This is a genomic window from Paenibacillus arenilitoris, assembly GCF_014705655.1.
In the GTDB taxonomy this organism is placed as follows: Bacteria; Bacillota; Bacilli; order Paenibacillales; family Paenibacillaceae; genus Pristimantibacillus; species Pristimantibacillus arenilitoris.
On record NZ_JACXIY010000018.1, the window covers coordinates 123,559 to 142,677 of the forward strand.

13 protein-coding genes are annotated in these 19,119 nt (G+C 59.4%); 2 read left to right on the forward strand and 11 right to left on the reverse strand.

All coding sequences use genetic code 11. From position 1 onward, the window contains the following. Window positions 1–10 precede the first annotated feature (10 nt). The 10 genes from IDH41_RS16455 to IDH41_RS16500 form a co-directional block, all read right to left on the reverse strand. Window positions 11–709, reverse strand: a complete 699-nt coding sequence (locus tag IDH41_RS16455; protein ID WP_190862886.1) for an N-acetylmannosamine-6-phosphate 2-epimerase — start codon at window positions 707–709, stop codon at window positions 11–13. After that, the gene (locus IDH41_RS16460; RefSeq protein WP_190862888.1) at window positions 706–1,665 is read right to left on the reverse strand and encodes an ROK family protein; all 960 of its coding nucleotides are present in this window, start codon (window positions 1,663–1,665) and stop codon (window positions 706–708) included. The genes IDH41_RS16455 and IDH41_RS16460 overlap by 4 nt, the downstream gene beginning before the upstream one ends. 43 nt (window positions 1,666–1,708) lie before the next feature. Continuing rightward, a complete protein-coding gene (locus IDH41_RS16465; RefSeq protein ID WP_190862890.1) occupies window positions 1,709–2,704 on the reverse strand; it encodes a carbohydrate ABC transporter permease in 996 nt (331 codons plus the stop codon). A gap of 17 nt (window positions 2,705–2,721) precedes the next feature. Beyond that, entirely contained in the window at window positions 2,722–3,624 is a 903-nt protein-coding gene (locus tag IDH41_RS16470; RefSeq protein ID WP_190862892.1) for a carbohydrate ABC transporter permease, read from the reverse strand. A gap of 3 nt (window positions 3,625–3,627) precedes the next feature. Further along, window positions 3,628–6,192 (reverse strand): DUF5696 domain-containing protein, encoded by a 2,565-nt coding sequence (locus tag IDH41_RS16475; protein WP_190862894.1) that lies wholly within the window; start codon window positions 6,190–6,192, stop codon window positions 3,628–3,630. A 4-nt stretch (window positions 6,193–6,196) separates the two neighbouring features. Further along, window positions 6,197–8,263 (reverse strand): YIP1 family protein, encoded by a 2,067-nt coding sequence (locus IDH41_RS16480; protein WP_223829787.1) that lies wholly within the window; start codon window positions 8,261–8,263, stop codon window positions 6,197–6,199. A gap of 20 nt (window positions 8,264–8,283) precedes the next feature. Further along, complete coding sequence (locus IDH41_RS16485) at window positions 8,284–9,099, reverse strand: carbohydrate ABC transporter permease (protein WP_190862977.1); 816 nt, start codon at window positions 9,097–9,099, stop codon at window positions 8,284–8,286. 59 nt (window positions 9,100–9,158) lie between these two features. Next, window positions 9,159–10,112 (reverse strand): carbohydrate ABC transporter permease, encoded by a 954-nt coding sequence (locus IDH41_RS16490; protein WP_223829788.1) that lies wholly within the window; start codon window positions 10,110–10,112, stop codon window positions 9,159–9,161. A 15-nt stretch (window positions 10,113–10,127) separates the two neighbouring features. Beyond that, window positions 10,128–13,022: an extracellular solute-binding protein gene (locus tag IDH41_RS16495; RefSeq protein ID WP_190862897.1), complete on the reverse strand. Its 2,895-nt coding sequence runs from the start codon at window positions 13,020–13,022 to the stop codon at window positions 10,128–10,130. Between the two features lie 104 nt (window positions 13,023–13,126). Then, complete coding sequence (locus tag IDH41_RS16500; protein ID WP_190862899.1) at window positions 13,127–14,524, reverse strand: ABC transporter substrate-binding protein; 1,398 nt, start codon at window positions 14,522–14,524, stop codon at window positions 13,127–13,129. Between the two features lie 463 nt (window positions 14,525–14,987). On the opposite strand from IDH41_RS16500, the gene tlp reads away from it, so the two are divergent. Beyond that, window positions 14,988–15,203, forward strand: coding sequence for a small acid-soluble spore protein Tlp (tlp, locus tag IDH41_RS16505; RefSeq protein ID WP_190862901.1), 216 nt, complete (start codon window positions 14,988–14,990; stop codon window positions 15,201–15,203). A gap of 63 nt (window positions 15,204–15,266) precedes the next feature. On the opposite strand, the gene IDH41_RS16510 is transcribed toward tlp, so the two are convergent. Further along, a complete protein-coding gene (locus tag IDH41_RS16510) occupies window positions 15,267–16,133 on the reverse strand; it encodes a MurR/RpiR family transcriptional regulator (RefSeq protein WP_190862904.1) in 867 nt (288 codons plus the stop codon). 262 nt (window positions 16,134–16,395) lie between these two features. On the opposite strand from IDH41_RS16510, the gene IDH41_RS16515 reads away from it, so the two are divergent. Beyond that, on the forward strand, window positions 16,396–19,104 hold the full coding sequence (locus IDH41_RS16515) for a glycoside hydrolase family 10 protein (RefSeq protein ID WP_190862906.1): 2,709 nt from the start codon (window positions 16,396–16,398) through the stop codon (window positions 19,102–19,104). Window positions 19,105–19,119: the final 15 nt, after the last annotated feature.

Here is a 19,119-nt window from a genome sequence, read left to right on the forward strand (position 1 = left end):
CCCCTGAACGCTAGCTTTGCGCCTTGACCTTAAGGCGCGTAACGAAGCGCCGGACGATCTCCTGCGGCCTCGTAATCGCCGTTCCGATCACGACGGCGTGCGCGCCGGCCTCGTAACAGCGGAGGCATTCCTCGACCGTCCATATTCGGCCTTCCGCGAATACCGGCGCGCGCCCGAGCGCCGCAAGCTTGCCGATCAGCTCGAAGTCCGGCCCCGCGAGCTGCGGACTGTAAGGCGTATAGCCGGACATCGTCGTGGAGACGACGTCGGCGCCGAGCTTCATCGCCTCCAAGCCTTCATCGAAAGTCGAGATATCCGCCATGATCGGCGTATCCGGGAAGTTCTCCTTGACGCCGGCGATCAGCCGCTCCAGCTTCTCGTTGCCCGGCCGCGCCATAGCGGTGCTGTCGATCGCCACGATGTCAGCGCCGGCGCGGACGACCTCGCTCACCTCGCGTAGCGTCGGCGTAATGTATACGTCGCTGTCGGGGTAATGCTTCTTGTACAGCCCGATGACGGGAACTTTGCACTTCTTTTTAATAAAAGCTATGTCCTGCGGCGTATTCGCCCGAATTGCCGAAGCGCCGCCCGCTTCCGCCGCGGAAGCCATCGCGGCCATCATTTCCGGGCCGTGCAGCGGCTCGTTCTCCAGCGCCTGGCAGGAAACGATGAACCCGCCCCTTAAGCTTGCGATCAACGGACGGGTCATAGCGCCACCCGACTGGCTGCAGCGTCCGGACCGTAATGCCACACTTGAGCCGCGGCCCCGATGACGCCGGCGTTCGCGCCTACGCCGGCCGGAACGATCCGGCAATCGCCGCGCATGCTCGGCGACGTCCTTGCCGCCGCCTCCTTCGCAAGCGCCGCGAAGAACGCGTCCCCGGCCCCTGAGACTCCGCCGCCGATAATGACCGCTTGCGGGTTGAAGGCATGAATGATCCCGGCTACGGCCGAAGCGAGCGCCCGGATGACGCGGTCCATGACCAGCGCCGCGTAAGCCGCACCCCCGGACCAGTCCGCGAGCACCTCCTTCGCGCCGAGCCCGGCTTCCGCGGCAGTCCCCTGCGCGGCAAGCGTCTCGCGCGCAAGCCGGGCGATGCCGGGACCGGAAGCGTACAGCTCGACGCAGCCGTAATTGCCGCAGCTGCAGCGCGGCCCGTTGAAGTCGACCGAAACGTGGCCGAGCTCTCCCGCTCCGCCGGAAGCTCCGCGAAGAAGCCTGCCCGATTCCACGATCGCCCCGCCGATTCCGGTTCCGAGCGCCAGGCAGACGAAGTGGTCCAGCTGCCTGCCCGCGCCGAAGCATTTCTCCGCGACGGCCGCCGCGTTGACGTCGTTATCGACATAGGCGGGAAGGCCGAACCGCCGCTCGACGATTTGCTTGATCGGCGTTCCGGTCCAGCCGGGGAGCGTATCCACCGCGAACGATACCTCTCCCGTCCGGAAATCGATCTGTCCCGCGCTTCCGATGCCGATGCCCTCGATCCTGGCGCAGCCATCGCCGATCACCCGGTCGATGCCTTCGACGACGGTCTGCATGACGCCCTCGGCTCCCCGCGCAGCCTCGGTAGCGACGACGTCACCTCTCGCGATTCGGCCTTGTTCGTCGACCAGCGCGAACTGAATTTTGGTCCCTCCGATATCTACCCCTACGGCATATTTCATTGCAGCACTCCTCCATCGTTTGTCCTGTCGCCCCGGCAAGCCGTCATCCCACGAGTCCGGTACGCTCGACGCTCTCGACGAAATACTTTTGCGCGAATAAATACAGGATGAAAATCGGCAATATGCCGAGCAGCGTCCCCGTGTTCAAATATAGCGAAGTATGGGAGATGCCTCCGACGTATTCCGGGCGCACCGTTCCCGGCAGCAAATCGAGCATTCTCGCAAGCAGCGTGTAATTCGGCGCGAACAAATTGACGAAATAGCTGTCGTTCCACTGCCAGATGAAAGAGAACAGGACGACCGTCGCGATGGCCGGCACCGCGTTCGGCAGCATGACCCGGAGAAACGTGCCGGGAACGCCCGCCCCGTCCACGTACGCGGCTTCCTCCAAATCCTTCGGCAGCGAGCGAAAAAACTGGCGGAATATATAAATGTAAAGCCCGTTCTTGAGCCCCATGGCAAGACCCGACGAGATGAAGAACGGCCAGAAGCTCTCCAGCAAATTGACGCCGTCCTTGCCCGTGAACAGGCGGAACAGGCCGAATATGTCGAAAAACCGGTAATGCAGGTAGGTCGGCACCATGATCGTCTGCGGCGGAACGACGATCGTGAAGATGACGATGCCGAACAAAATGCCGCTTCCCCAAAACTTCAGCCTCGCGAAGCCGTAACCGGCCAGCGCGCACGAGGCGAATTGGAGCAGCGCCGTCCCGAGGCTAAGCAGCAGCGTATTGGTCACCGATTCGGGGTACTTCAAATAGTCCATGACCGTCTTGATGTTATCCAGGGTGAAATGCCTCGGCAGCCATACGACCGTCGCGTCGAACATATCCTGCTTGTCGCGGAGGGCGATCGACAGCTTCGTCAGGATCGGATACAAAATAATGAAGCAAATGCCGACGATCAGCACGGTGCGGATAAAAATCCATAGCCAGCGCTTCGCTTTCTCGAGCGGAGCGTGCGTATCGTACCAGCGCGCCGCCGCCTGCGCCGCGGCGGATGGCGAACGTCGTTTCGATGGTTTGGGCGACGTATCCATATTCCTTTCCTCCTTTCTTAGTCGTAATAGAAGACGCGCTTCGAGATCCAATAGGTGGAAATCGCCAATATGACCGAGATGACGAGGAAGTAGATCCACGACATGGCGGAGCTGACGCCGAAGTCGAGCCTGCCGAACGCGGCGTCCTGGATCATCTGCGTCATGCCGTTGTCATAGAAGGAATCGATGATCGTATAGACGACGTTCGTTAGAATGAGAGGCGAAATCATCGGAAACGTAATTTTCCAGAACGCTTCGTAGCCCGTCGCCCCTTCCATCTTCGCGGCCTCGTACAGCGAAGGCGAGATCGACTGCAGGCCGGCGAGGAAAATTAGAATTTGCACGCCCGATGAGCTGATGATTTGATAAATGCGGTCGACCGCGCCCGTCAAGTAGTCGACGATATTGATGCCGAGGCCCGCCTCGAGAAGAAGCGGCCTCAGTTCGATGCTGCGAAGGCCCGAATAGTTGCCTTCGAGATCGGTCGACGCGGCGCCGATCATCTGCGCCAGAAAATTGCCGTTGTCCAGCTTGGCGATCACGCCGGAGGCCAGCACGACGGGCAGGAAAATGATGGCCCGGGCAAGCATCCTTCCCCTGAACTTCTGGGCAAGCAGCGTTGCCGTGAACAAGCTGAAGAAGATGATCAGCGGCACGTCCAGCACCATCGCGATGACCGCGTCGGTCAGCGTCCGGACGTACCACGCGTCGACGAAAAAAATATTGTGGTAGTTTTCGAGCCCTACGTATTGCAGCGAGTAGCCTTCCGAGTTCAGGGTCAGCTTATGGAAGCTGAACTGCAGCGACTGGAAGAACGGAATCGCCATGAGCAGCACGAATCCGAGCAGCCAGGGGGTTACGAACAAGACGCCGTAAAGCTGCTTCTTACGAGATAAACCGAGCGACCGCCCCTTCGCCATGCTTTAGCCTCCCTCCACGTAGTAATCGTTCGGCTGCACCGTGACGCCCCCCGCGGAATACGCTTCCCCGCCGTAATTGACGATGATCGCGAGCCCGTTCTCGTACTCGGTTCGATACACGCCGTCGGCAAGCTTCTCGTGTCGCTCGATGTAGCGGCCCCGCGTTTTCCGCAGCACCTCGTTCACTTCGCCGTAGGCCGTCAGCGCCTCCTCCATCCACGCCTCGTAATGGTTCGAATACAAATAGCTGAACCGGGTATCCTTGAGCGCGGAAGGCTCTTCGTAGAACCAGCTGAAATAAACGCTCGCTCCCGTCTCCAGCGACCTCAGCACGCTCATACCCACGTCCTGCTCGTCGGCCAGGTTATACGGTTTGCCCGCGTAATCGACGAAGCCGTGAAGCACCATCTGCAGGAATGGGACGGATTCGCCGGCAAGCTGATAGCCGTTGCTCGTCTCCGGCACGCCAACGATATGCGAGGCGTAAGGCAGCGAATAGGCGTTTCCGCCGCTCAGCATCATATCGGGCGCCGCTTCGGCAAGGCGCGCCAGCTGCCCGGTTACGGTATTCTTCGCGTCCTCGCGCGTCACTTCCCCGTTCCGCCGGAAATCCGAGTACAGCTCCGAGCCGAGATCGCGGAGCGAGATCGCGCCCGGATTCAGCTTGCCGTAATCGCGCAGGAAGCCGGATACAACGGTTTCAAGCTTCCTCGGCGCGAGCAAATAATGCGAGAGCCGGCTGTTGTCGCGGAAGAAAGCCGCCCGGTCGAACTCGTAAATTTTCGCGTATCTCCGGGAAATATGCTGCGCCGCGTCCTTGGTCGGCCTGAAGCTTGCGGAATCGTCGTATACCCGCAGGAACGCCGCGTCCGGATAGAAGCCGCCGCCGCTCTCCTTCAGCTTATCCGCGAGCCGCGCCCACTCGCCGCGGCTGCCGACGACGCCGTCCATGTCGATGCCGTAAGCGAGCTTATGGTTCAGGCCGCCGTTGAACCAGCCCTTGTATTGGAGCCGCACGTTCTTCGCTCCTCCCGCGAGCAGCCGGTCGACGACGCTCCCCGCTTCGTTCAGATCGGTGAGCGGGACAAGCGCCTCGTAAGGGAAGCCGAGCACGTTTTTCTTCTTCGGAATGCTGCCGGTCAGCTCCAGATAGAACGGCATCTCCCCTTCCGGGGCTTGCTTCTCCATGCCTTGCGTCCGCTCCAGATACGAACGGTAGCGAGCCGCCATCCCGGAGTAATCGGCCTGCCGGCCGCTCAGGAAGGAGTAGCGGATGCGCAGCTCGCCCCGGTAGGCGTTCTGCGGCGTTTTGTGCATAATTTCGTTGTTGCTGAGCCGGACCTCGTCCTTGGGCAGGATGACGAACTGAGCCGAAGCCGTGTTGAACTCGTGAAGGCGTCCGCTAATATCGGCGGACAGCCTCGCAAGCGCCGCTCCTTCCTCGATGACGGCAAGGAACGCGGCATCGTTCTTCTTCATTCCGAATACCGGCAGCCGGCTCGGCTCGATCGGGCCGAATCTCTCCCTGACGTAGATCGCGCCGTCTTCGCCGTAGATCGGGATCAGAATCGGCTGAGCCTGGACATTCCCGCTGTTGAACGGGATCAGCGCGCCCGAGCCGTCCGGCAGGAGAATGTATCCTTCGTCCGTCAGGCCGGCTGCCCCGAAGTTTTCGAGCAGGCTGATCGAATGGACGCGATAGGGCGGCGTATCCTCCGTGATGGTCGCCGCGTCGACCGAAGCGATCAAATCCCCGCCGTCCAGCGTATAACGCAGCGTCGCCGAAAATTTCGGATTGGCCGCCGCCTCGGGATCGGATCCTTCCCCGCCTTCCCCGTTGTCGATCGCCAAGTCCTCCTCCGTATAGCCGACCTTCTCGAACAGCGATAGCAGCCGCCCTACGACCGCTTTCGGAATTTCCCGCCGTTCGTAGACGTTCTGCTCTTCGACGAATTTGTAGCGGATCTTCAGCTGCTCTTGATCGGCGGGATCCGTCAGCCTCGCGAGCAGACGCTCCTCGAACCGTTCCTTGCTCACCTTCAGCGGAATCGATTCGAGCCCTTTATCCGGGTTGCCGAACGTATAGGTCACGGATACGTCGCGATCGGATTCCTTGATTTCGAACCGGCCATGCTTGACGCTGTCGTTGAAGCTGTCGTAATCTTTGTTCTGCCCGCTCTGCGTCAAATAGACGAAGGACAGCTGCGCCGACAGCTTTCCCTTCAAATAAGGCGATGCCAGCTGATCGCCGGCGCTGTCCGGATTCGAGCGCCACATCTGCCCGCTTGCCTTATCCGTCACCGCGATTTCGGCCGTCTCTTTGCTGATGTACAGGAGCAGGCTGTCGTTTTCCAGCACCGGCGCAAGGCCGTCGATCCGCGGTACCGCGGACGCGTCCGGCTTGCGAAGCGACGGATCCGGCGCGGCGGCTTCTCGGTTTTGGTCCGCCAAGGCGGCGGCGTACGGCGCATCATCCTGCCGGCCGTCTTCGCCGGAGGAGCAGCCGGATAGCGCCGATGCCGCAAGCAGAAGGGATAAGGCGGCGACCCGCAATCGATTTTTCAACACGGCGTTACCCCTCCCCTATGCGGAACATCGCTTCTTTGTATATCGTCGCCAGGAACGACAGCATCTGCTGCGCCAGGCTGAAGAACAGCAGGCCGAGAAAAATGACGATGCCCATCACGAGCAAGGTCAGCAGCATCGTCGCGATCGTCTTGCCGACCGTATACTGGTGGACGGTCAGCATGCCGACGAAGAGCAAGGCGAAAAACCAGGCGAAGCCGGCCGACTCCAGCAGCCGGTAAAACGACCCTTCCTGCAAAGTAATGACATTCGACAGCAGAATGAGCGGAATTTGCATCAGGATGACCGGCAGGAGCGCGTACGCGGCCGCCGTCACGATTTCCTTGAACTTGCCTTCGCCGTCCATCAGCGTCGTCAGCGACCAGTTCGCGACGCACCACAACAAAAACGGAAGCACGATAAACTTGACCTCGTCCAGCAGGTTGACGCTGTCCGCATCGACGTTCGGGTTAAAAATAAAGCCGGTAAACTGCCGCTTCAGCACGTACAGCAGCGATAGGAGCAGCAGCAGCAGCAGCGCGAACCAAATCTTCCCCTTCTTCTCGAATTTCAATTCCCAGAAGCCCTTGAACGGATGGAACATCGTATACCAGGCCATCCCCAGGGCGCCCGGCTCGGTTGTTGCCTTCCGCCCGGCCAGAAGCCTCGCCGCGGCCAGCAGCAGGACGGCGCCGATTGCCCCGCCCGCGATCTTCCCGAAGTGCTCCCACATAAAGTCCTTCCGGTACCGCTCGAACGCCCGCGAATAATATTCCCGGTGCATGCCGAGCTCGAAATGCTTCATGGCCGCATAGTTGTTGCCCTGCCTAAGCTCCGCTTTCCCGATGCCGAGGTAGGCGATCTCCAGGTTGCTGTTCAGGCGGAGCGCTTCCCGCCACTTCGCGACCGACTTCTCCTCTTCGCCCGTGTCGTTATAGAAGACCGCGTCCCGGATGACCTGCCCGTAACGGGTCGGCTCGAACATAACGAGCCGGTTCAAGCCTTTGTCGAGGACGACCATTTTGTCGCCCAGCATGTCGATGTCGGCCGGCGTCTTGAACGTGCCGAGCTGCTCGCCGAGCAATCCGTAGACGTACATCAGCTTGCCTTCCCTGTCGTACGTGAATATTCTGCCGCGCGTATGGTCGAGGATGCTGTAAATGCCGTTCCGGTCGAGCGCGACGCTAACGATCGCGGAGGTACCGGGCCGCGTCCCGTTCAAGCGGAAGACGACGTCCCCCTTCGGCGGATGGTAGCCGGTGCGCTTCAGCACGTCCGTACCCGACGGATTCAACCGCTTAACCGGCGCGTTCGAGAACGCCTCGTTCGTCGTGGCGTAGACGAACCCTTCGCCGTCGATGTCGACATTGTTGAATTCGACGGGGATGAACAGCACCATTTTGGACCGCTGCTCGCGAGTCATGACGCGCTTCCAGAACAGGTCGGCCGCGCTGTAACGCACGTTGTTCACGCCCATGAAGCCGGTGAACGAGCCGCCGGAATCGAATTGCATAATGCCGTTGAAGACGCCCTTGCCGACCACGTACATCCTGCCCGCCGAATCGAGGACGAGCTTGATCGGCTCGTAGACGAAGCTGTCGCCGAGCACGTCGCTCTCCGGCGCGCCGATCGCCCGGACGAATTCGCCGTCCTCCGTCAGCTCGACGATCCGCTTATTGCCCGTATCCGCCACGAACAGACGGCCGTTCTTATCGACGAATACGCCCTGCGGCGAGGCGAACGCGTCTTCCTTCCCGTTGTTAACGAACGAATCGATGACCAGCGTCTCCTCCGCGTCTTCATCCATTCGCACGATCCGGTTGTTGCCCGTGTCCGCGACGTAGATGCGGTTATCCGGCGCGATGAAGAGGTCCTCCGGCGAGCTGAACGGGCCGGATGGCAGAAGGTCGCCGCCGATTTGCTTCCCGGGCAAATAAGGGACGGGCGCCGGCTCGGCTTCCCCCCGCCAGGAGTAGTTATAGCCGTCGTAAGGGGCGGCGGACGCCGGCACGGAAGCGAAGGCGAGGAGCGCGATTAACGGGAAGAGCCGCCATGCTTTTACGAATCGTTTCAACGTAAGCCTCCCCTTCCCCATTAATCTTTCATGCCGGAGGTGGACATCGTCTGGATGACGCTGCTCTGCGACAGGACGAAGATGAGAATCGGCACCGTCAGCAGCAGCAAGGTGGCGGCCATGGAAGGGCCGGTGCGGATGATGCCCCCTGCCAGTATTTGTCCGAGCGCGTAATCGATCGTTTTCAATTGCTCGCTGTAAATGTACATGGAGCCCGCCGCGCCGCCCGCCCCCCATAAGCCCTGGAAGGAGAAGATGATCAGCGTGAGCCAGGCCGGCCTCACGACCGGCATGACGACGTTCCAGAAGATGCGGAATTCGCTGCAGCCGTCGATTTGCGCGGCCTCGAGCAGCGCGTCCGGAATTTGCTCCATGAATTGCTTCATAAGATAGAGCCCGAGCGAGGATCCGATCGCCGGAACGATGACCGCCCAGTGGGTGTCAAGGAAGCCGAGCCAGGACATCGTCATGTAATTCGTGATTTGCGTAACCGTCGCGGAGAACATCAGCGACAGGACGACGACCGAGAACAGCATGGCTCTGCCAGGAAACTTCCGCTTGGCCAGCGGGTAGGCCGCCATCGAAGCGATCAGGACGTGGCCGGCCGTTCCCGCGATCGCGATAAAAAAGGTGTTGAACAAATAACGGGTGAACGGCACCCACGAGCCCGACAGCAAATGGTACAAATCCGTAAAGTTCGTCAGCGTCGGATGTTTGACCAGAAAGTCGGGCGGAAACTTCAAAATTTCGTTAATCGGCTTAAACGCGTTGCTGATGACGAACACGAGCGGCATCGCCATGAAATAGCCGACCGCGGCAAGGACGAGGAACAGCATAATGTCGCCCGCCCATGAACGGCTTACCCTCTTCCTTCTCAGGCTGATCCGGATCACCGCTACTCACCGACCTTCGCAAGCAGCCTTCGCACGATCAGGTTGGACCCGAGCATCATCGCGAACAGCACCGTCGCGATCGCCGAGGCATAGCCCATCTCGAAACGAATGGAGCCGTAATCCATCAAATGCGTCACGATCGTATGGCCCGCGTATTTGACGCTCGGGAAGCCGGCCAGCGCCGTCGCGACCTCCGCCACGCCGAACGAAGCGGTAATCTGGATGACCGCGCCGAACATGAGCATCGGTCTCATCGAAGGGAGCGTAATGAACCACAGCTCCTGCCAGCGGTTTCGGATGCCGTCGATCGCGCCGGCCTCGAACAAATTTTTGTCCATGCTTTGCAGACCGGCGATGAAGGCGAGAAAGCTCGTTCCGAGGCTGAGCCACAGCTGGACGATAATGATGATCGGCAAAATGTATTTCGGCGTCTTCAGCCATAGAATCGGCTCCAGGATCAAATGCCACTTGAGCAGGAACGCGTTGATATAGCCGTAAGAATCGCTGCTGAACAGCAGCGTCCAGACGATGAACGCGCTGCCGGACAGCGCGGGCGCGTAGAACACCAGCGTCGCGAACGCTCTAAGCTTCGGCGGAAATTCGTTGATGATCCAGGCCAGCACGAAGCAGGCGACATAGCTGACCGGGCCGGTGACGGCCGCGAAGATCAGCGTGTTCTTCAGCGCGATCAGGAAGACGTCGTCCCTGACGAACAGCTGGGCGTAATTCCGCCAGCCGACCCATTGCGGAAACTCCAGCATGTTGAAATCCGTGAAGCTGACGAGCAGCGACAAGCAGACAGGGAGGACGGTGAACGTGAAAAAGATGAGGAAGAATGGCGCTAGCATCGCGTAGAGCGCCTTGCTGCGCTTCGCCTCCTTCCACTTGCGGGCGAGGAGCGGCGCGAGCGGCCCGCGCCCCGTACCCGCACTCGCCTTTTTGACAAGCGGGATCATGCGTATCCCTCCCTTCTACTTCGTCGGCAAATCGAATTCCCGGCGCTTGACCGCAATTTCCTGATTGATCGTCCGCACGTAGTTTTCCAGCGTCTCGCGCGGCTCGCTTCCTTCGGTGTACACCTCGTAGAAGGCGTTGTTCAGATGGCGGTCCAGCGAGTAGCCGCCCGGAACGGCCGGTCTACCGACGACCCATTCCAATTCGTCCGTCAGCTGCGCAAGCTCCCTTGCCGACCACGGCAGCCGGCGCAGCGCTTCCGTGTTGGCCGCCGCGTACCTCGCCGATTCGCCGAGGATCGCCTCCATCTCCCGCCCGAACGTCGCCTGCGCCTCGCTGTCCGTCCACCACTTGATAAAGGCCCAGCCGGCTTCTTTGTTTCTCGCGTTCTCGAACATGACCGTGCCGGTCGACGTGCTGAGCGTGTCGTGCCGGACGCCGCCGTCCGCGCCGCGGATGCCCGGAACGGCCGCGAAGTGCCACTGCCCCCTAATTTCCGGCGCGAATATCGTCAGGAAGTTGAACGTCGTATAGTCGGCGATGCCGATCGGCATTTCGCCCGTTCGGAACCGGTTGATGAAGTCGAATTCGATCGGCAGCTTGTAATTCGTGTACAGCTCGGTCCACTTCCGGAACGTCTCGATGCCGACGTCCGAATCGAGATCGGTGGCGATGCCGTCGCCTTGGTAGTACTGGCCGCCGCTTTGGTAAAGCATCGATTCGAACACGATGCCGTGCGGCAGCGCCAGGTCCATGTTATGCTTCTGCAGCTCGGGGATGATCCGGTACATGTCCTCCCACGTTTGCGGAACTTCGAGCCCCAGCTCCTCCAAAATATCTTTGCGGTAAAACAGCATCGGGAACGATTGCGTCTCCGGAATCGCGTAGACGCCGCCTCGGTATCGGAAGCCGGCGAACGCGCTGTCCTTGAACCGGCTCTTCACCTCGTCGAAGCCGGGAAAATCCGAGAGGTCCGCGAGCGCGCTCCGCATTGCGAAGTTGACGACGTCGCCCTGGGTGAGCGCGATGTCCGGCCCCTTGCCCGCGAGCGTGGCCGGCAGCACGACCGCGGGATTGACGAGCTGCAAATTGACCGTTATGCCGGTTTGCGGCGTGAACGAATTGTCGATCATGGAACGGAGCAGCTGAGCCTGGTCGCGTCCGGCGGCGATCCATACGGTGACGTCCTTGTCCGCTTCCTTGCCGCTTCCGACCTGGTTGTATTCCTCGGAGAACGATCGCGCGAAGGACATGACCTCGTGGACGGCTTTGCCGACCGCCCCCGTGCTGACGTCGGGTACGGGAGAGTCCGGCGACTTGAAAAACAAATAATCGATCTCGAGCGGCTGCTCGTTCACCGTCAGCAGCCAAGTCCCAAGCGCCGTCACGTTGTCCTTGAACGTCTTCAGGCGCGAGGTGAGCGTTTCCGTCCGGTTGCCGATATCGTTCAGCTGGTATGAGGTCGTCCGAAGAATCGTCGTGCTGGCGCTCGTGCCGCCCACCATTTCGTCCATTACATCCGCGGCGAGCGAGAGCCGCTCGCTCTCCTCCTCGAATACCCGCTTCAGCTCGGGAATTTTCCGGTCCAGCTCGTAATCGCGCAGCGGATCGGGCGCGGCCGACGTGATCATGATGATTTTCAAATACAAATCGTTCAGCCGGCCGATGCTTGACCGGACCATGCGGATGATGTCGGCCAAATCGCCCATGGTCAGCTCCAGCTTGATCTGATGAGTGCCCTTGGTCAGGTAAAACCGGTATGGCTTGCCGTCCTCGCCGGGCATCCCGATCTGCCAAGCCCCGTCGTAAGGGAACGGGATCGCCGCCGCTTCCGCGAACGGAACGGCGCCGTCGATCGTCAGCTCCCGCACGACGTTGACGCCCCTCACCGTGTTTTGCTTATACCGGAGACCGAATTCGTACAAGCCGTCCTCGGGAATATCGATGTTCCAGCTAATCCATTGGCCCGGAATTTTCCAATTGACGCCGCCGATCGTGTTCATTCGGATTTTCGATACGTGGTACGGCTCGGTTCCCGGGCTGGAACGGTCGTTAAGCGGATATAGGGAGGGGCTCGATTTGAACGCCGCGTCCTCGCCCTGAACTTTGACGAAGACGCCTTCCGTCGGTTCGTAGCCCTTCTCCCCGTAGCCCTGCGCGACTTGTTCGTACGCGGGTGCGTCATCGTGCCGGTAAAGCTTCAAGTAGTCTATGATCATCGGTTCCCTGAGGGAAACGAGCGATAGTCGATGTCGGCCTTTCGAGAAATAGAACGAGAACGGCTCCCTGTAATAGCCTTCCGCATCGCGCAGCACGCGCTCCTGCCACTGCGGGCTCTCCGTTTGCCGCGGCCTCAAATCGTTGCCCCCGGCATCCCGTTCCGGCGATGCCGCTTCATTCCGCCATACCCTGGAGAAGACGAGCCTGGAAGCTTCCTCGAACGGCGCGCTCCCGTCGACGAGCAGCTCCCTCTCGATCTGGGAGGTGTTGCCCTCCATCGGATAGTATCGCAGACCGATATGGTATAAGCCGTCCTCCGGCACGTCGATGTCGAAATGGATGGCGCCGGCTTCGCCCGTCGCGACGACCGGCGTATCCGCGCCTTCATGGCCGTCGATCACGACGGCTTCCATTCCTTCGGCAGCGGCATAGCTCTCCGCTTCGATCGTTCGTTCAATGGAAGGACGTGCCGCATCCGAATACTTTGCCGCATAGGCTTCGTACCGGCTGCCGGATTCCTCCTGCGCGGCCGTCTTGCCTGCCGCAAGCTCCGGCATCGTCCTGACGGGCTCCAGCACAAGGCTGCTTCCTGACGTAAAATTCGCGGGAACGACGGAGACGATTGTCGCAAGGAAGGCCAGAGCCAGCGCGGCGACCGCCGCTCTCTTGGTTTTCGTGGCTGCATTCAGCATGCGAACCCCTCATTCCTCTCTGGTATGGTCATCCGTATAAATGGGAGGGAATCCCTCAGGCGGGGGATTCCCGATGCGCCGCCTCTTCGTTCAGCCGTACCCGTTCACTGCGCCGCCGCTGCGCTTCCCTGCGTATTAAGCTCCTTGTCGATCGCGTCCTGCGCGATTTGCTTGTTCCGCTCGAGCACCGTCTCCGGCGATTCGCCGCGATTCGCGATCGAGTACGAAATGTCGGTCAGCGCGCCGCCGAGCGGAAGGAAAATCGGCTGCGCGTAATGGAGCGAATCGAGCATCGTTTCGATATCCTTCTCGTCCGCGAGCAGCTGCTTCTCCGCCTCTTCGCGGTTGATCGGGTCGACGCGGTCCCACATTTGGATTTGCTCCCAAATATACGCTTTTTCTTTGGCCCGCTTCACGATGGCCGGAATGTAGAATTGCACGTAGTTCTCGATGCTGCCCTGCCAAGTCGTCGCTTTCGGCCCTTTCGGGAAGTAGACGAAGCCCTGTTCGTCCGTCATGGTCGTTCTCGTCATCCCTTCCCATACTTCGCCGGTCACCATTGCGGCTTTGCCGGAGTTGAACAGCGTCTGGGATTCGTTGTAATCCTCGAAATTTTCGTTCTTGTTGGGAGCGACGACCTTGTGCACGTTGAACAAATCGCCGAAGAAACGAAGAGCTTCCAGCAAATTCGGGTCGTCGTAGTTGTAGACATGCTTGCCGTCTTTGAGCGTTATCATGGAGGAATTGTTGGAATGAATCAAAATTCTGGAGAGATTGGTTGCGATGTTCGTGATGCCCCACTGGTCGATGACGCCGTCGCCGTTCGTATCCTTCGTCGCTTTTTTGGCGATGTCGAGGAATGCGTCCCACGTCCATTTGTCCTGCGCGATCAGGTCGTGCGGGTCCGGCAGGCCTTCGCGCTCGAACAGCGTTTTGTTGTAATAAATGCCCGATGCGTTATTGATCGTGGAGGTGAAGCCGTACATCTTGCCGTTCACCATTCCGTGCTGCTTAAGGCCTTCCGGCCATTTCGGATCGTCGAAGTCGAAGAAGTCGTCTACGGGCATGAATAAGCCCTGATTGATGGCGGGTACCGCGAAGTAATAATCGAGAGGAACGATATCGGCGACCGATTCGCCCGAGAGCGCGGCGTTCGTGACCATTTTGATATTCTCGCCCCAGGGGACCTTCTCCCATACGATCTTCACGTTGTACTTCTCTTCGGCCGCTCTCCACTTCTCGAGCGTGGCGGCGCCTTCCGGCGTATCCTCCGAAGGTCCGTCGATCCAGTGAATGATCTTCAGCGTCTCGCCGTTCATGTCGATCGCAGGTTCCGCAGACGGCGTCGGCGTTGCCGACGGCGCCGTCGACGCCTCGGCCGGATCGTTCGAAGGCGCGTTCGACGCTTCGTTATTTCCGCCCGTCTGTCCGCTGCTGCAAGCCGATACAAAAACCAGCGTCAATGCCGTCAACCCCATGGCCCACGCTTTTGCTTTCCGCATAGAAAACCCCTCCAATGTATGAATTGCAAGTCGTTCTCTTCGCTTGCCTTGCCGGTGCGTTTCAGGCTCTTGCTTCGGTCATCCCTCCCCGTTACCCGGATTCAAGTTCCAACCCCTCTTGGCTGCCTGCTTGCCTCGCTTCCTTGGAAGGAAATCGGCTGACGTGCTTATGCGGTTATCAAGCTGATCTCTCGATCGGTCTGCGTCTGCTGCCGGGACTGCGGCTGAATTCGTTATGTTAATGTAAAGATAGCACCTCTGGAGGAAATGTTCAACAATTTTATTTTTTGTGGACGAAAAATTTTTCTTCAAAAACAATGCGGCATCCCTCAGGATTTTTCCTCCGTTATTCATTTATATTGTAAAGGAATATGCCTTTATTCTTCATTCGCCTGCTGCCGCATAGACGAAGCCGATATGGGTATGTTAACGAAGTATGCCGTAGCGGAAAGGAGGAACGAACATGGCCAAGCCGGATGACCGTTCGAACAACGCCGAGCGCTTGCAGCAGCATCTCGACGACACGGAACAGAATCTTCATGAAGCGGAGCAATACTTGAACGAATTCGCCGGGGAAATTTCCGCCGATGAGAAGCAGGCGATCGAGGCGAAGAACGAGCGCCGCAAGCAAAGCATTCAAGGATTCGCGGAAGAGATGAAAGACGAAGCCGGACAATAAACGGCGGCGCATAAACGCACAATAGCCGGGCGATCGCGAGATCGCCCGGCTATTCGCGCGGGATCAGTATAATTTGTCGGCCACGGCGCGCGCCGTCCGTTCGAGCGCCTCCGCCGCGTTCGCTTTCCGCTGGGCAAGGAGCGTGCACAAAATATCGAGCAGATGCACCTGCGTAATCTTCGTTGACAACGAGCCGCCTTCGGTCGGCATCTCGCGCGACGGCACGAGCAGAATCGTATGGGCATGCGCCGTGATTGGCGATCGCATATGGCTGGTCAGGCAGATGATTTCCGCGCCGTTTGCCTTTGCCTGCCGCATCGGATCGACCAGATCCCTCGTGCTGCCCGAGGTCGAAATGCCGAATACGACGTCCCCCTTCTTCACGAGCGCAGCGGACATCGCGATAATGTGGGAGTCCCGGTGCGCCTCCGCGTTCAGCCCGATCCGCATAAGCCGGTAATGCAGGTCGAGCGCGGTAATGCCGGACGAACCGACCCCGAAAATATAGATTTTGTCCGCGGCCAGCATTCGCTTCACCGCCTTGTCCAGCTCCTCGGGATTGATGAGCTCCAGCGTGTTTTTCAGCATCCATTCGTTTCTCATCGTAATTTTGCCCGCCATCGTCAGCGTATCGTCCTCCTCTTCGATTTCGACGTTCGAATAAGCCGGCTTGCTGACGAGATCCTGCGCGACGGACAGCTTGAATTCGTGGTAGCCCCTAAAGCCCAGCTTCCGGCAGAAGCGGATGACGGACGTCTCCCCGACGCCCGCCAGCTCGGACAGGTCCGTCACGGTCGCCATGACGGCCTCCTCCGGATTCGACTGCACGTAATCGGCCACCTTCTTCTCCGCCTTCGTAAGCGAGGCATAAATGCTTGATATAAGTAAAAGCGTATTCGATTGGTTAATTTTCTGTCCTGCCGGTTTCATCGGATCAACTCGCTTTTCGCTGGGATAAGATCGTGAAAAAAAGATTTTTTTTTTAATTTTATCATATTTGGCGGATATAATCTCTATACCATAGTAGAATCGAACGGATTTTCATACGGCTCCGATCGTTGCCGCCTCTATCATCGTATTTCCGCGTGTGCGAACCAAGAACGGATATAATATCCTCTTTTTATAAAAAATGTGGCGGAATTATCCATTTGCTGCTACACTACTGCTAAATCCAGAAAACGAGGTGTATAGGATGAAGATCAAACCGATTTGGAATCTTGCGCTTTGTTTCTCGCTTCTCCTGCTTTGCGCCGCCGAGGCCGCCTATTCCGAGCCTTCCCCCGCATCCGCCGATCCCCCTGCCGTAACGCTCGAAGACGGAACCGCCCATGTCATCGACCTGATCGACGAAGGCAGGGAAGACGGCAAGCTGTCGCTCTTCACCGTCCGCTCCGGCAAGCAAACGCCACCGCCTAGCCTCCCCTCCCGCGACGCGATCGTCGCCGGCGGCATCGTCGCCGCCAAATACGAAGGAAGCGAATTCGGCACTTACATTCCGCCGGACGGATACGTGCTATCCGGAACCGGCGCCGCCGCGGCCATCGTCGATGCGCTTCGCGTAGGCGACTCGGTAACGGCAAACTTCCCGATTCCCGCTCTTCCTGACCGCTATTTCTCCATAGGCGGCGCCGTCGTGCCGATCACGCAGATCAACGCCGGCCGCGGCCCGGCCGATATCGTGCTCTACCTTCCGTCCTATGGCTCCGCGACGAGAACGAACCCGTGGGGAATGGAATTGACGGTGGAGAACGGCACCGTGACCCGAATCGTCGCCATCGCGCAGGACGCCGGCGGCAATTGGCTGGACAATAATTCGCCTATTCCTCCCGGCGGCTACGTGCTATCCATCCAAGCGGACAGCCCGCACTACGGCCAGTTGAACGGGACGGTACGGGAAGGAGATCCGATCGACTTGCATACCGATAACGAATCGCTTATTCAAGCGTACAAGACGGGCTATGACGCCCTGAATCCGAAGACGAGGGAAGACAATCCGGGCGGCTGGGACGACGGAAGCAACGCCCCGTTCCCCGGCCATCGCGGAGCCGATCAGCTGATCGTCTACGACGGCAGCTACGGAAGCTCGACCGGAACGAATCCGTGGGGCTACGAGGTGACCGTGAACGCCGATGGCAAAGTGACCCGCATCGGAGGCAACGATTCCCCGATCCCTGCCGGCGGCTACGTCATTTCCGGCCACGGCGTCCAAGCGGATTGGTTGAGCGAGCACGTCGCCGTAGGAAGCGCCTTCAAGCTGCTAGCGGAGAAGAAGCAAGCGCTGTTCCTCTTCACGCCGGAATCTTATCTGGACAAAGGCCGTATTGGCATCGACGCCGCCGGGCAAGCGCTTCTTGACGCCAAACGGCAGTTCCTCGACGTGGACTACGCCGGTATCGAGCGGGAGCTTGCGCAAGCGGAGGAAGGCCTCGGCGCGTTAAGCGAGCGGATAAGGCAAGGCAATTTCGAGCGCTTCGCCGAAGATTTCGCCAAGCTGGCCGAGGGCGTCGACAGAGCCGGCTTCATGACGTACGAATCGAGGGCCGTCGATCACCGGTCGATCTGGATCCGCCCGAAGGAAACGAGCCGCGCCCAAGTAAAGGAACATATCGCGAAGCTGGCCGCCATGCATATCAATTCGATCTATTTGGAAACGTGGTGGAACGGCTATACGATCTTTCCGACGAGCAACCCGCTCGCCGCCCAGAATCCGATGTACGGCGGCTTCGACGTGCTGCAGGCGTATATCGACGAAGCGGGGAATGCGGGCATCGAGGTGCATGCGTGGGTCGAAAATTTCTTCGTCGGCGTAACGGGCATGACGGGGCCGGTCAAAGGGCTGAAGCCCGAGTGGTCTATGATCAGCAGGAAGGGCGACGATTTCCAGGACGTGCCGCTCTATAGCACCCGCTATTATTTCCTCAATCCCGTCCTGCCGGAGGTCAGAGATTTCGTGGCCGGCATTTACAGGGAGCTTCTGCAAAATTACGACGTGGATGGCCTGCATCTGGATTACATCCGTTACCCCGACGCGGGCGACTATACGAACGATTTCGGCTTCGATCCGTATACCCGCGACCTGTTCAAGCAGGAGCACGGCGTCGACCCGATCGAGCTGCATCCCGGCGATGAGCTGTGGAGCGCCTGGTCGGACCTGAAGAAGAACACGATCAACGAGTTCGTCTACCGGGTATCGGGCGAGGCGAAGGCGATCAAGCCGGGCATCAAAGTATCGGCCGCCGTATGGCCGAATTACGAACGCGGGCCGGAGTATATGAGCCAGGAGCCGAAGGACTGGGCGGCCAAAAACAAAATCGACCAGCTCTTCCCGATGTCCTACCATCTCGACGCGGTCTCCGTCGCGGCCGACGCCGCAAGCTCGGTTGCGCTCGTTGGCGGCAAATCGCTCGTCGTCATCGGCGTCGGAACCAATCTCGGCTTGACGAAGGAAATGCTGCTTGACCAGATCAAACAATCGGTCGATCGGGGCGTCAGCGGCTCCGCTCTGTTCGAGTTCGAGTCCTTGTTCAACAACGGCTACGACAGCGCGCTGCTCGCGGGCATTTACAGCAAGAAGGCGATCGTGCCGGATCGCGACCCGCTCCTGTCCGTGCGAACGATTGCCGGCGAGATGCGGCGCAAGATCGAACAAATCTACATCCCGATGGGCGGCATCAAGGGCGGCAAAACGTACGTCAAGGAGCTTGAAAAGCTGGAGAAAGGCTGGAAGGATAACAAATCGGCCGCCAAGGAAGCGGCGAAATCGATCAAGGACATCGCCAAATTGACGGAGGGGATCGCCGGCGATCGGTACGTGAACGAGGAAGTGAAGAAACGGATGGCGGCGGACCTTGCCCAGCTTCGACGGATTGTCGCCGTCTATTTGTCGAAAGCCGCGAAATAAGGCATTCGCTTTCAG

What these genes read in the sequence shown, in the direction of transcription:
- IDH41_RS16455 (WP_190862886.1), bottom strand. Translation starts at nt 709, where the DNA reads ATGACCCGTCCGTTGATCGCAAGCTTAAGGGGCGGGTTCATCGTTTCC.
- IDH41_RS16460 (WP_190862888.1), bottom strand. Translation starts at nt 1,665, where the DNA reads ATGAAATATGCCGTAGGGGTAGATATCGGAGGGACCAAAATTCAGTTC.
- IDH41_RS16465 (WP_190862890.1), bottom strand. Translation starts at nt 2,704, where the DNA reads ATGGATACGTCGCCCAAACCATCGAAACGACGTTCGCCATCCGCCGCG.
- IDH41_RS16470 (WP_190862892.1), bottom strand. Translation starts at nt 3,624, where the DNA reads ATGGCGAAGGGGCGGTCGCTCGGTTTATCTCGTAAGAAGCAGCTTTAC.
- IDH41_RS16485 (WP_190862977.1), bottom strand. Translation starts at nt 9,099, where the DNA reads ATGCTGTTCCTCGTCCTTGCCGCGGTCGGCTATTTCATGGCGATGCCG.
- IDH41_RS16490 (WP_223829788.1), bottom strand. Translation starts at nt 10,112, where the DNA reads ATGATCCCGCTTGTCAAAAAGGCGAGTGCGGGTACGGGGCGCGGGCCG.
- IDH41_RS16495 (WP_190862897.1), bottom strand. Translation starts at nt 13,022, where the DNA reads ATGCTGAATGCAGCCACGAAAACCAAGAGAGCGGCGGTCGCCGCGCTG.
- IDH41_RS16500 (WP_190862899.1), bottom strand. Translation starts at nt 14,524, where the DNA reads ATGCGGAAAGCAAAAGCGTGGGCCATGGGGTTGACGGCATTGACGCTG.
- tlp (WP_190862901.1), top strand. Translation starts at nt 14,988, where the DNA reads ATGGCCAAGCCGGATGACCGTTCGAACAACGCCGAGCGCTTGCAGCAG.
- IDH41_RS16510 (WP_190862904.1), bottom strand. Translation starts at nt 16,133, where the DNA reads ATGAAACCGGCAGGACAGAAAATTAACCAATCGAATACGCTTTTACTT.
- IDH41_RS16515 (WP_190862906.1), top strand. Translation starts at nt 16,396, where the DNA reads ATGAAGATCAAACCGATTTGGAATCTTGCGCTTTGTTTCTCGCTTCTC.